12 protein-coding genes and 1 rRNA gene are annotated in these 13745 nt (G+C 46.6%); 3 read left to right on the top strand and 10 right to left on the bottom strand.

Annotated features, from left to right (window positions below):
* The 7 genes from NL647_RS26325 to trxA form a co-directional block, all read right to left on the bottom strand.
* Positions 1-72 (bottom strand): 16S ribosomal RNA (locus tag NL647_RS26325); the annotation flags it as partial.
* Between the two features lie 507 nt (positions 73-579).
* Positions 580-1293: an NAD(P)H-flavin reductase gene (fre, locus tag NL647_RS26330; RefSeq protein ID WP_009696790.1), complete on the bottom strand. Its 714-nt coding sequence runs from the start codon at positions 1291-1293 to the stop codon at positions 580-582.
* A gap of 14 nt (positions 1294-1307) precedes the next feature.
* Positions 1308-1577 carry a 2Fe-2S iron-sulfur cluster-binding protein gene (locus NL647_RS26335; RefSeq protein WP_009696789.1) on the bottom strand — a complete coding sequence of 90 codons (270 nt, stop codon included), beginning with the start codon at positions 1575-1577 and terminating at the stop codon, positions 1308-1310.
* Positions 1574-3427, bottom strand: coding sequence for a 4-hydroxy-3-polyprenylbenzoate decarboxylase (ubiD, locus tag NL647_RS26340; RefSeq protein ID WP_253650882.1), 1854 nt, complete (start codon positions 3425-3427; stop codon positions 1574-1576). Before ubiD ends, NL647_RS26335 begins: the two co-directional genes overlap by 4 nt.
* Before the next feature lie 137 nt (positions 3428-3564).
* Positions 3565-4557 carry a hypothetical protein gene (locus NL647_RS26345; protein ID WP_253650883.1) on the bottom strand — a complete coding sequence of 331 codons (993 nt, stop codon included), beginning with the start codon at positions 4555-4557 and terminating at the stop codon, positions 3565-3567.
* 106 nt (positions 4558-4663) lie between these two features.
* Positions 4664-5923, bottom strand: coding sequence for a transcription termination factor Rho (rho, locus tag NL647_RS26350; protein ID WP_005440042.1), 1260 nt, complete (start codon positions 5921-5923; stop codon positions 4664-4666).
* Between the two features lie 196 nt (positions 5924-6119).
* Positions 6120-6446 carry a thioredoxin TrxA gene (gene trxA, locus NL647_RS26355; protein ID WP_004745500.1) on the bottom strand — a complete coding sequence of 109 codons (327 nt, stop codon included), beginning with the start codon at positions 6444-6446 and terminating at the stop codon, positions 6120-6122.
* Positions 6447-6557: 111 nt separating this feature from the next.
* On the opposite strand from trxA, the gene rhlB reads away from it, so the two are divergent.
* Entirely contained in the window at positions 6558-7871 is a 1314-nt protein-coding gene (gene rhlB, locus NL647_RS26360; protein WP_005451190.1) for an ATP-dependent RNA helicase RhlB, read from the top strand.
* A 19-nt stretch (positions 7872-7890) separates the two neighbouring features.
* Positions 7891-9384: a guanosine-5'-triphosphate,3'-diphosphate diphosphatase gene (gene gppA, locus NL647_RS26365; protein WP_005451193.1), complete on the top strand. Its 1494-nt coding sequence runs from the start codon at positions 7891-7893 to the stop codon at positions 9382-9384.
* Positions 9385-9589: 205 nt separating this feature from the next.
* Here the strand turns inward: gppA and NL647_RS26370 are convergent, their stop codons facing one another.
* The 3 genes from NL647_RS26370 to recQ form a co-directional block, all read right to left on the bottom strand.
* Positions 9590-10264, bottom strand: a complete 675-nt coding sequence (locus NL647_RS26370; RefSeq protein WP_005378770.1) for a 7-cyano-7-deazaguanine/7-aminomethyl-7-deazaguanine transporter — start codon at positions 10262-10264, stop codon at positions 9590-9592.
* Positions 10265-10498: 234 nt separating this feature from the next.
* Positions 10499-10804 (bottom strand): DUF3630 family protein, encoded by a 306-nt coding sequence (locus NL647_RS26375; RefSeq protein WP_005378772.1) that lies wholly within the window; start codon positions 10802-10804, stop codon positions 10499-10501.
* 9 nt (positions 10805-10813) lie between these two features.
* The gene (recQ, locus tag NL647_RS26380; RefSeq protein ID WP_005451195.1) at positions 10814-12649 is read right to left on the bottom strand and encodes an ATP-dependent DNA helicase RecQ; all 1836 of its coding nucleotides are present in this window, start codon (positions 12647-12649) and stop codon (positions 10814-10816) included.
* 176 nt (positions 12650-12825) lie between these two features.
* Between recQ and rarD the strand changes: the two genes are divergently transcribed.
* Complete coding sequence (gene rarD, locus NL647_RS26385; RefSeq protein ID WP_005440031.1) at positions 12826-13740, top strand: EamA family transporter RarD; 915 nt, start codon at positions 12826-12828, stop codon at positions 13738-13740.
* Positions 13741-13745: the final 5 nt, after the last annotated feature.

Below are 13745 nucleotides of genomic sequence, written 5' to 3' on the forward strand. Positions count from 1 at the left end.
TTTCCGCTCGACTTGCATGTGTTAGGCCTGCCGCCAGCGTTCAATCTGAGCCATGATCAAACTCTTCAATTTAAAGTTTTTGATTCCCTAAATAAATAGGGAGAGGCTCAATGAATACTGAACATTACATAAGTAATGTTTGAATTGACTGTGCTGAATCTTTCGATTCAATGGTCACTTCGTTTCATTGAAACCTAATTTGATACCGCTTTCCGTTAAGAAAGAAATACCTAATTGGATTATCATCAACGAGTGCCCACACAGATTGATAGGTCTATATTGTTAAAGAGCTTGCTTGTCGAGAAGTTTTTCTCTCAAAGCGGAGGTGCATTCTAACGAGATAATTGAGAGTGTCAAACACTTTTTTCAATTTATTTTCTCAGAAGCTTTTCACCTCTCCGACCCTGCTGAAGCCTTATCGCGTCTGCCGTGTCGGTGGATGCGCATTATAGGGAACTCAGATCCGTTCGCAACCCTTTTTTGAAAAAAAATGGAAAAAACTAACTGTTCGATGACTATTTCATCAAAAAAGCAAAAAAGAGGGTAAAAAACCCTCTTTTTCTGCCTCAAAAGCTGTATTTAAATGAATGCGTACGCGTCTGCGAACATACGTTCGCTCTTTGCTTTCTTGTTCTGAGTGAACTGTTCACGTGCTGCGCCAGCCATTTCGAAACGACCTGCAATATAGATATCGTAGTTTTCTAAGCTTTCGAAATCTTCACTCACCGCTTGTAGCACGTTACCAACTTTACCTTGCCAGTCTGCTGGCGCTTCTTCTACTACTGGCACAAAGTGAACATTAGCAAACTTGTCGGCAATCTCGACCAACTCTTCTTTAGCGTACAACTGACAGTTATCACGCGCCCCCCAGTATAGATAGATAGGGTTGGTTTTGTTCTGTGCAACACAGTGATCTAGAATTGAACGCACGTAACTAAAACCAGTACCACCAGCAATCAATAATAGTGGGCGTTCGCTTTCTTCTTGAACCCAAGCATCACCATGTGGAGCATCAATCTCGATATGACCATCTGTTTCTAATGCCGCTTGCATTGCTTCAACGACTTCTAGCGCATAAGCGTTGTGTTCCGCCGCACCGATATGCAGTTCAAGTTCACCTTCATGACGACATGGACTGCTCGCAATCGAGAAAGGACGTTTGTCTTTTTCACCCATCACAACCATGAGGTACTGACCTGCTTTAAAAGGTACAGGTGATTCTGGGTGAAGAAGGATTTGATAAGTATTACAAGCTAACGGCTGAATAGACTTTACTTTACATTGGATGGTCATGGTGTTCCTCTCGCTTACTCGTCAAAAGTAAGCACTAAATTACTTTCTGTATAGGCTTGGCAAGGGAATATCCAACCTTGCTGTTGCTCTTTTTCGGTTAGCATAGGTTCGAGGTGATAGCTCACCTCGCCCGTTAGCTTTTTACACATGCACATGGCGCAAGCGCCAACTTGGCAACGATGTGGGAAGCGAATATTGTTGTTGAGCGCAGCTTCCAACACCGTCTCCCCTTCTTTTACTTGGAACGTAACGTCCATTGGTAGAAGGTGGACTTGATGACTCATAGAATACCTAACTGGTCCCAAATCTCATCGACTTTAGCCACAAGTTTAGGATCTTTTTTGATAGGCGTACCCCACTCGCGCATGACTTCGGATTCGAACTTGTTGGTCGCATCCAATCCTAATTTGGATGAACTAGCAGTCTTACTATGCACTTGAATAGTATCTCTATCTGGATCCATTCGGGTTGTTACAGCCCAAATGATGTCATTCCAATCTCGTGCATTAACGTCATCGTCGCACAAGATAATGAATTTGTTATCCGTGTGCTGAGCAAAGAAGTCCCACAGGTATTCCATCAAGGCTTGCGATTGACCAGCTTGGTCTTTCTTCATGGTCACAACAGCGAACTGGTTATTTGCTGTTGCAGGTAGATAGATATCGACAATCTCAGGGCGTTGCTGTTTCAACTCGTTCAGCTCTGTTTCGGTAATCGCTATGCTGTCTCGCTCAGTGACCTTGGTTCGCGTCGCTAGCTCGGCATCCCATTTAATGGTTGCATCTAGCCCCATCTTGGATCCAAGACCAACCACTGGCGAAGCAAAATCTAGAGAGTCGATTGGCGTGTTATCTATCATCAAGGTATCACGCACAGGATCCATATGCTCTGACATGGCTTTCACGACATCATTCCAATCTCGTGCGTTTACCGATTCATCGCACACAATAACAAACTTGGTATACATGAATTGGCGTAAGAAAGACCACACGCCCATCATTACGCGCTTGGCATGTCCTGGGTACTGCTTCTTCATGGTGACGACTGCCATTCGGTACGAACAACCTTCTGGCGGCAGATAGAAATCTTCAATCTCTGGGAATTGCTTTTGCAGAATCGGCACAAACACTTCGTTTAATGCCACACCCAATACAGCTGGTTCATCTGGCGGACGACCAGTGTAGGTGCTGTGATAAATAGGATCTTTACGCATAGTAATGTGCGTAATGGTGAATACGTGGTGCTTTTCTTTTTCGTTATAGTAGCCAGTGTGGTCACCGTAAGGACCTTCATCGGCAAACTCGTTTGGGTCGATATAGCCTTCCATCACGATTTCCGCGCTCGCTGGCACTTCCAAATCATTACTGACTGACTTCACGACTTCAGTTTTGCTTCCACGCAACAAACCTGCAAATGCGTATTCCGATAGCGTATCTGGCACTGGTGTCACCGCGCCAAGAATGGTAGCTGGGTCTGCACCAAACGCGACCGAAACTGGGAAAGGTTTACCTGGATTGGTTTCCATCCAATCGCGCAGGTCGAGCGCACCACCTCGGTGAGCTAACCAACGCATGATGATTTTGTTCTTGGCAATTTTCTGCTGACGATAAATGCCTAGGTTCTGACGTTTTTTGTTTGGACCTTTGGTTACGGTTAAGCCCCAAGTAAGCAGCGGCGCAACATCTTCTGCCCAACAGCTCATTACCGGAACCTTATCCAAGTCAACTTCATCACCTTGCCAAACAATGTCTTGGCATGGTGCTTTACGTAAACGCTTAGCCGGCATGTTCAATACTTGTTTGAACACAGGCAGTTTTTCCAACGCGTCTTTGAAGCCTTTTGGTGGCTCAGGTTCTTTTAAATAAGCCAGTAGCTTACCGACTTCTCTTAATTCTTTAACGTCTTCGCGTCCCATACCGATTGCGACGCGCTCTGGCGTACCAAATAGGTTCGTCAAAACAGGCACGTCGTAGCCGATTGGGTTCTCAAACAACAATGCAGGACCACCAGCGCGCAAGGTGCGGTCACTAATTTCTGTCATTTCGTAAGCGGGATCGACGGGGTGAGTGATGCGTTTAAGTCGACCTTTCTGTTCTAGGTGGTCGATAAATTCGCGTAAATCCTTAAAACTCATAGGCCTTCATGCTGGCTGATTAAACTGTCCGCAGTATAACAAATAGGAGGACGCTAAGATCCTCCTATTTTGTGTGGGTATGTGAGCTAGGTTACTTCAATGATAACAATGCGAAGAAACGGTCTTTTAAAGTGTCATCACTTCAAGAATTCCTGAATCTGTCGCGCTTTTACTTGGCGATTACTTGAAACAAGCTCTTCTAACCACGATTGATGCCCCTGTTTTGCTAGCTCTCTCGCAACTAGAGTCGCTTCTTCTGAGAGCGCCATCTTAGCAACGAGGAACTGTTTTACGTCTTGAGAGAGTGGATTGGATCTCGTGAGCAGTTCAATAGCATAAGGTTTTAAGGTCGGATTGACCGTAGAATTCATCAATTGTTGTAATGAGAACTCATCACTAACCTCAGCAAGCCTTTCTAGCTCAGTTTGGCTGTTGTAATCCGCACGCATTCGCCAAAGCAGATCATACATCGCCTCATTTTGGCTAACTTGCGCCAAACGCACCACAACGGCAGTGGATGGTAACCAGCTCGTTACATTTGCATGGGTCAATTGTTTGGTTAGCGCCTCAAGTGCATCGGGAGATAGGCTATCTAACTCACGTATAAGTAGCGCTTCTCTGGTTTGTACATGTTGCGAAGTGCCTGTTAACCAATCTTTTAGGTTAAGTTCTTGGCGCTCTGCTGCTAGTACAAACTCCAACGTGCTTTGGTCTTGTTTCCAACGTTTAATCAGACGACTCGCAATAGAGGGAAAGTTAAACGCAGGCACAGTGAATTCGTAACCATCACCACGCTCTAAAACTTGGTAAGTTGGGGTGATACTAATTTGGGATTCGACAAAAATCGCCATTCTCGGCGTAAGGATGATTTCTTGTTGCTCTAGTTTTTCGAGCAACAGAAAACGAACGACTTCTTGTTGAGGAAAAGCCAGTCGGTCGAGAGCAAATTTGAGAGAGTCGACCTCGTCTCTGACTGCATAATCGAGCAATTCAGATACTTTGGCCTGTATATGGGTATCCTGAAGCCACTGCTCTACCACGGTCTCCTGCATTTCCTTAGCAGATAAAGTCACGGGTAGCGTGATAAGTGACAAGCTCAGGAGTAATGACGACAACATTCCTTGTTGCATGTTAACCTCCCGATAACATTTTCTTCATTCTGATACTTCTATCGGGAGAAAGCAATAAAAAAGCCACCGATATACGGTGGCTTTTCGCAGAATTACTTATCTGAGACTATTGGCGACGCATTGCATCAAAGAATTCGTCGTTAGTCTTCGTCATCGCTAGCTTGTCGATTAGGAATTCCATTGCATCGATTTCACCCATTGGGTGAACAATCTTACGTAGAATCCACATCTTCTGAAGCTCTTCATTCTTAGTTAGAAGCTCTTCACGACGTGTGCCACTGCGGTTGAAGTCAATCGCTGGGAATACACGCTTCTCTGCGATCTTACGGTTCAAGTGGATTTCCATGTTACCTGTACCCTTGAACTCTTCGTAGATAACTTCATCCATCTTCGAACCAGTATCAACTAGAGCAGTAGCAAGGATAGTTAGGCTGCCACCTTCTTCTACGTTACGCGCTGCACCGAAGAAACGCTTAGGACGGTGTAGTGCGTTTGCATCCACACCACCAGTTAGTACTTTACCTGATGAAGGGACTACGGTGTTGTATGCACGAGCTAGGCGAGTAATAGAGTCAAGCAGGATAACCACGTCTTTCTTGTGTTCAACAAGACGTTTTGCTTTCTCGATTACCATTTCCGCTACTTGTACGTGGCGAGAAGCTGGCTCATCGAACGTTGACGCTACTACTTCACCTTTAACTAGACGCTGCATCTCTGTCACTTCTTCAGGACGTTCGTCGATTAGAAGTACCATCAACTCACACTCAGGGTGGTTGTATGCGATGCTTTGAGCGATGTTTTGCAGAAGCATTGTCTTACCCGCTTTAGGCGGAGCAACAATCAGACCACGTTGACCTTTACCAATTGGCGATGCCAAGTCTAAAACACGTGCTGTGATGTCTTCTGTAGAACCGTTACCGCGCTCCATAACCATACGCTCGTTAGCGTGTAGAGGCGTTAAGTTCTCGAATAGGATCTTGTTACGAGCGTTGTCTGGTTTGTCGTCGTTTACTGTGTTGACTTTTAGCAGGGCAAAGTAACGCTCACCGTCTTTTGGTGGACGAATCTTACCAGCAATTGAGTCACCAGTACGTAGGTTGAAACGACGAATCTGACTTGGTGAAACGTAGATGTCGTCTGGACCAGCAAGGTATGAGCTGTCCGCACTACGTAGGAAACCAAAGCCGTCTTGCAGAATCTCCAGAACCCCATCGCCAAAGATGTCTTCGCCGCCTTTCGCGTGCGCTTTAAGAATTGCGAAGATGATGTCTTGTTTTCTTAGACGAGCTAGGTTCTCAAGACCCAGGCTTTCGCCAAGCTTTACAAGGTCAGACACAGGTCTGTTCTTCAGTTCAGTAAGATTCATGGTGGTGGATGCTTGTTTAGTCAAAATAAGATCTGTTTTCTAGTTAAGATGGATTTGGTCTCAGGATCGACCAAGAAGAGAAATTTGTTCAATTAACGCGCGATAAGTTAGCACTAATTAATATTCTAGTCCAGAGTTAGAAAAACAAAACCGCGCATTGTCATATTGCACGGTTTTGTTTGTAATCACTTAGTGATTATAGGTTTGCGTCTAGGAACTCTTTTAGTTGAGTCTTAGACAAAGCACCAACTTTCGTTGCCGCTACGTTACCGTCTTTAAATAACAGTAGCGTTGGAATGCCGCGAATACCAAACTTAGGTGGTGTACCTGCGTTATGGTCAATGTTTAGTTTACCGATAGTGAGTTTGCCTTCGTACTCGTCAGCGATTTCGTCCAGGATAGGAGCGATCATTTTACAAGGACCACACCATTCTGCCCAAAAATCAACTAGAACCGGGCCTGCAGCATTGATTACATCGTTTTCAAAACCGTCATCAGTAAGCTGCAAAATCTTATCACTCATCTTCCACTCCAATGTGTTTTTCGAAACTGGTTGGATGATAACCAGTAAATAGATGCCCTATTGGAATGTATTTACTTTCTTATTGCAAGCTTTAGCTGATATTCTATCGCTATGAAAAAGACGCATATCACAGAGCAAAAGTTCGCCGATTTGGGTTTAAAGCCCCAAGTTATTGAAGGATTGGACAAAAAAGGGTTCGAATATTGTACCCCTATCCAAGCCTTGGCGTTGCCGGTACTGCTCACCGGCCAAGACATTGCAGGCCAGGCCCAAACGGGTACTGGTAAAACCCTCGCGTTTCTTACTGCTACCTTCAACCACCTTCTAACGACACCAGAGCACGAAGGTCGTAAGCCAACTCAGCCGCGCGCGATCATTATGGCGCCAACGCGTGAGCTAGCGATTCAGATCTTTAACGATGCTGAACCTTTGATTGCTAGCACGGGTCTTAAAGCCGCTTTAGCGTACGGTGGCGAAAGCTACGACAAGCAACTGGCAAAACTGCAAGACGGCGTAGACATTCTTATCGGCACTACAGGCCGTATCATCGACTTCTACAAGCAACGCGTATTCAACCTAAACAACATTCAAGCGGTTGTTCTGGATGAAGCGGACCGTATGTTTGATCTTGGCTTTATTAAAGACATTCGTTTCTTGTTCCGTCGTATGCCTGAGCCAAAAGAGCGTTTGAACATGCTGTTTTCAGCAACATTGTCTTACCGCGTACAAGAATTAGCTTTCGAACACATGCACAATCCTGAGCATGTAGTGGTTGAGCCAGAGCAAAAAACGGGTCACCGCATCCAAGAAGAGCTTTTCTACCCTTCTAATGAAGACAAGATGGCACTGCTTCAAACTCTTATTGAAGAAGAATGGCCAGACCGCGCGATCGTTTTTGCTAATACGAAGCATAAGTGTGAGTCGATTTGGGGTCACCTAGCAGCAGATGGTCACCGTGTGGGTCTCCTGACTGGCGATGTACCACAGAAGAAGCGTGAAAAGATTCTTGAGCAATTCACTCGCGGTGAAGTTGACCTACTAGTCGCAACCGATGTTGCTGCTCGTGGTCTTCATATTCCTCAAGTAACACACGTATTCAACTTCGACCTACCGGATGACTGTGAAGATTACGTTCACCGTATCGGTCGTACTGGTCGTGCTGGCGCAAGTGGTCACTCTATTAGCTTTGCTTGTGAAGATTACGCAATCAACTTGCCACCAATCGAAGAATACATTGAGCACGCAATCCCAGTTTCTGATTACGATGCCTCGGCTCTAATCCAAGACTTGCCTGCACCACTTCGTATGCGCGCGCCTCGTACTCAACAACGTCGCACCAATACAGGTGGCACTCGCTCTGGTAACCGCAAGCCACAAGGACGTCGTCCTCGTCAACCGCGTCAATCAGCGCCAAAACAATCATAAAAGGAAACTGAAGTCGTTTATGAGTCAAGCAGGATCATCACCGCTATACGCCGCCATCGACCTCGGGTCGAACAGTTTTCACATGCTCGTTGTGCGTCACATCGATGGCAGCGTTCAAACTATGGCTAAAATTAAGCGCAAAGTTCGTCTAGCCGCGGGCTTAGATGAACATAACTCTCTTAGTATGGAAGCTATGCAGCGAGGATGGGACTGCTTAAGTCTATTTGCAGAACGCTTGCAGGATATTCCTAAACAGAACATCCGTATTGTGGGTACCGCGACATTGCGTACTGCGACCAATGTGGATGTTTTTCTAGAGAAGGCGAACCAAATTTTAGGTCAGCCTATCGAAGTGATTACCGGCGAAGAGGAAGCCGCCACTATATATAAAGGTGTTGCTCACACCTCAGGTGGCAGCGGTCGTCGCCTTGTGGTCGATATCGGCGGTGCGAGTACCGAACTGATTATCGGCGAAGGTTTCGAAGCCAAAGCTCTGACCAGTCTAAAAATGGGCTGTGTCACTTGGTTAGAGAACTTCTTTAAAGACCGCCAATTAAATGCACGTAACTTCGAAGCCGCAATTGAAGGCGCGAAGCAAACTCTGATGCCAATCTTAGAACAGTACACCGACCTAGGTTGGGATGTGTGTGTTGGGGCATCGGGTACCGTTCAAGCACTACAAGAGATAATGCTAGCGCAAGGTATGGACGAAGTAATTACTCACTCCAAACTTAAGCGTCTACAAAAGCAGGCGATGCTTGCTGATCACTTGGAAGAGCTTGATATTGAAGGTCTGACCCTAGAGCGAGCTTTGGTGTTCCCAAGTGGCTTATCTATTTTGATTGCGATCTTTGAGCTACTAGAAATCGATGCCATGACACTGGCTGGCGGCGCACTACGTGAAGGCTTGGTGTACGAGATGGTTGACGAACTTCGTCAAAACGACATCCGTGCACGCACCGTTTGTAGCGTACAAAACCGTTACCAGCTAGATTGCCAATACGGCGAACAAGTTGCAAAACTTGCGGGCAAACTGCTTGAGCAAGTTGGCGGTGAAGCTTGGGTTGCAGAACCTCAGGGTAAAGTCCTGCTGGAAACAACAGCCAAGCTGCACGAAATCGGTCTAACTATCGACTTCAAAAAGGGCGGTGAGCACAGCGCTTACCTGCTACAGCATCTGGATTTGCCTGGTTACACCCGTGCGCAGAAGTTCTTTATCGGTGAAATTGCTCGCCGTTACCGTGAACAACTGACGTCACTGCCTGAGCAACATGCCCTTTCAGGCACGAGTGGTAAACGCGTACTGCGCCTATTGCGTCTTGCGGTTTTACTCAGCCACCGTCGTAATCCAGCTCTAGAGCCATGTGTGACTCTCACTGCGGAAGGCGACAAACTGACGCTCAACATTGATGCGAAGTGGCTAGAGGCAAACCCACTGACTGCCGCTGAGTTGGAAATTGAATCCAACCGTCAAACAGACATCGGCTGGCCGTTAAGTATTGTGACTTGTTAAATCTCACGATGACTTATTACTTGGTTAAAGGTCCCTATTGGGACCTTTTTTATTACTCCATTTTTACCTTTGTACAGCTTAGGGAGCTTTTGGACACCCATGATCTAATTACTCCCCACGCTGTACAAAATACTCTAAACTCAAGTAAACAGGCACAAAAAAGCCGCTTGATTTGAGCAAGCGGCTTTCGGGGTTCCCACTGATATTAAGACTGAACGCTTGTCGTCACCTTAAAGTCAGGGTTCACCGCAGTCAGCTTCTTAATGAGGTAATTCAGTAATACGCCATACATAGGAACGAACAGACCAAGACTGATAATCAATTTGAAGCCGTAATCCACCAGCGCGATTTCCGTCCAATGCTCCGCCATAAATGGATCTGGACTTTGGTAGAACGCAATGGCGAAGAAAGCGATAGTATCAAGTGCATTACCGAAAAGCGTTGAACACGTTGGTGCCACCCACCATTGCTTCATTTGGCGTAGGCGGTTGAACACATGCACATCCATGATCTGACCAAGCAGGTACGCCATGAAGCTAGCAATCGCGATACGAGCAACGAATAAGTTAAATTCCCCTAGGTGGCCAAAACCTTGGAATTGACCTTCGAAGAACACCACCGATAAGAAGTAAGACACTGCCAACGCAGGCAACATCACTAAGAAGATGATCTTACGTGCCAACTGAGCACCGAAAATACGCACAGTTAAGTCAGTCGCTAAGAAGATAAATGGGAAAGTGAATGCACCCCAAGTGGTATGGAAACCGAAGATAGTAAACGGTAGCTGAACTAGGTAATTGCTAGATGCAATAATGACTAGGTGGAATAGAACCAGATAGATAAGGGCGTTGCGCTGCTGCGCAGGGGTAAAGTTACTCATGCGATACCTTTTTAGTTTGGTTTGGGGGTGAGGGAACCCAAATCGAGTCACTGAATAAAGTGGCTCTTACCAACAATGTAAAATGAAAAATAAACTGGCTTGGCTCATTCTGAGCGAAGCGGTGGGCGATTATACATTAACCACTTTTCGCCGCAAGTCGTCTGTTTTACGCAAACGTTTGAGCATAAAAAAGGGTGTTTCATGTGAAACACCCTTTCTAAAAAAATTCTATTTTTAGAAGCCGCGTTGGAACAATCCTGCGAGATAATCCAACTCTTCCCTGCTCTCTTCAATCGCTAAAGCTTCAAACCAAATCGCTTCGCTGTAATGCTCTGCTTTCATAAACAGTCGGCAACCTTCAAAATCGATCAGCCAAGAGTGAATGTCCGCATCCCACTGCTTTTCCACCACAGTAGCAGAAAGCAAACCAACTAAACGCTCACCTAAAGCAGGAAAGCTATCAAGGTCAAAGCTCGGCGCGGTAATGATTAAGCGCCCTTCTTGTGCCATGTAGTCCGCTAAGCCAAATTCCTTTTGCATCGTGGTTCCTTATCCGTGGTGAGTAATGTGTTCTTGAATCAAATCGAGGAATGGATCGGCGTACTTCTCCAGTTTGCGCTGACCAACACCGCTAACTGCCAGCATTTCGCCGTAAGACGTTGGCAGAATTTCCGCCATATCAATCAGAGTTGCGTCACTGAAGACCACGTATGGTGGCAAACCATCTTCATCAGCAATCGACTTACGCAGCTTACGTAACTTAGCAAACAGCTTTTTGTCGTAGTTCTTGCTGGTCAGTTTGTCCGACTTCGCCGCACGTGCTGCAGTGTCTAAACGCGGAACCGCTAACTCCAGAGTCACATCGCCACGTAGCAGCGGACGCGCCTCTTCAGTAAGTTGCAGCGTTGAGTTACGCGTGATGTTTTGGAACAGCAGCCCTTTGTGGATTAACTGACGGAAGATACTCACCCAGTAATCGTGGCTATGGTCGCGCCCTATCGCGTAGGTAGAAATCTTATCGTGCCCGTTTTCACGTACACGAATGTTTTGCATGCCACGTAGCACTTCCACTACGTAGCCCATACCAAAGCTCTGATTAACACGATACACACAAGACAACGCCTTACGCGCTTCTTCCGTGGCATCAAAGTGTTTCGGTGGATCTAAGCAAATATCGCAGTTGCCACATGGCTTCTCACGATACTCACCAAAGTAATTCAATAGCACCTGACGACGACAAGTTTGCGCCTCAGCAAAGGCACTCATCGCATTCAGTTTGTGGGTCTCCACCTGCTTCTGTGGACCATCGTCTTTCTCATCCAACATACGACGCAGCCAACTGATATCCGCTGGGTCATACAACATCATCGCTTCCGCAGGCAAACCATCACGCCCTGCACGACCGGTTTCCTGATAGTAAGACTCGATGTTGCGCGGGATATCAAAGTGAACCACAAAACGCACGTTTGGTTTGTTGATGCCCATACCGAATGCCACGGTCGCCACCACGATTTGGATGTCATCACGTTGGAAAGCTTCTTGAACGTAAGCGCGCTCATCGGCGTCCATACCTGCGTGATAACCAGCAGCACGAATGTGGTTGTTGCACAGCTTCTCAGTCACCATCTCAACTTTCTTACGGCTACCACAATAGATGATGCCGCAATTACCCTTTTGGGTTTCAAGATAACGAACGATTTGCGAAACCGGCTTGTGCTTCTCAACTAAGTTGTAGCGAATGTTGGGACGGTCGAAGCTGCCTAGATAAACCTCTGGATTATTCAGTTGCAGACGCTCAAGAATATCTCGGCGCGTTGCGTCATCCGCCGTCGCCGTCAGCGCCATAAATGGCACATGAGAAAACTGCTGCTTGAGTTGCCCAAGCGCGGCATATTCTGGACGGAAGTCGTGTCCCCACTGGGAAATACAGTGCGCTTCATCGACGGCAATCATCGATAGCGGCAAGTTTTCCAAACGCTCAATGAAATCACGCATCAATACGCGTTCTGGCGAGACGTACACCAACTTAAGATGCCCTGTGTGCATGCGGTTATACACGCTGAGCAACTCTTCACGAGGCATGGTCGAGTTAATACACTCAGCCGCTACACCGTTGGCTTTAAGTTGGTCCACTTGGTCCTTCATCAGCGAGATAAGCGGAGAGATCACCAAAGTAATGCCAGAGCGAACCAAAGCAGGAATTTGATAACACAGCGACTTACCGCCACCCGTAGGCAGGATAACTAAGCTGTCGCGACCTTCTACTGCAGCGTCAATCACCAACTGCTGACCATCACGGAACTCTTGGTAACCAAACACATCCTCCAACACACGTTGAGGCGTTACAGGCGAGTCTGATTGTTCGGCTAACAAGGTAGAGGTCATGAAAAATCTCAGATTGGGTCTTAAAAAGAGGTGCTTATGCATGCTACTAGCACGCAAAGTGAGGGCACATTGTAATGGGGTTTCATGGTGAATAAAACCGCAAATTGTTAGGTGATTCAGCTCACGACTCGTATACTGATTTTCTGCTCTATAAAAACTCAATTAGGTGACATCCCATGACACCAGAAGAACAACAACGCTCACGGCAAGGCGTCTTGCTTGCTATTGGCGCGTACACCATGTGGGGCATCGCACCCATTTACTTCAAATCGATTGCTGAAGTCTCGCCACTAGAGATCTTAAGCCACCGAGTGATTTGGTCTTTCTTTTTGCTAGCCGCACTCCTCCATTTTGGTCGCCATTGGCGCTCGGTTCGCGACATCATTAAAAACAAAACCAAGATGATGTTTCTGGTTTCTACTGCCATTTTGGTCGGTGCAAACTGGTTGATCTTCATTTGGGCGGTGAACTCGAATCACATGCTCGATGCCAGCTTAGGTTATTACATTAACCCACTGATCAACGTCTTACTCGGGATGGTCTTCCTTGGCGAGCGTCTACGTAAGCTTCAGTGGTTCGCGGTTGTCCTTGCTGCTTGTGGCGTATTAGTTCAGCTGATCGTCTTTGGCTCGGTGCCTGTGGTCGCTATAGCGCTGGCAATGAGTTTCGGCTTTTATGGCTTGCTGCGTAAGAAAGTCAGTGTAGAAGCACAAACCGGACTATTCATTGAAACCTTGGTGATGTTACCTGCTGCAGCAATTTACTTGCTGTTTATTGCAAGTTCACCGACGTCCAACATGCTAGATAACCCAATGCAGCTGAATACCTTGTTGATTGCTGCAGGCGTGATCACTACCCTGCCGCTACTGTGTTTTACTGGAGCAGCAACCCGTCTAAAGCTATCGACGTTGGGCTTCTTCCAATACATTGGTCCGAGTTTGATGTTCTTGCTTGCAGTGCTGATCTACGGTGAACCGTTCACTAGCGATAAAGCCATCACCTTCGCCTTTATTTGGGGCGCCTTGGTGGTATTTAGCTTTGATGGTCTGCGTAATAACCGCAAATCACGCAAAGCGGCTCGTGCTGCCTGATCGTT

It is taken from the genome of Vibrio sp. Y29_XK_CS5 (assembly GCF_024181835.1).
GTDB classification, from domain to species: Bacteria; Pseudomonadota; Gammaproteobacteria; order Enterobacterales; family Vibrionaceae; genus Vibrio; species Vibrio harveyi.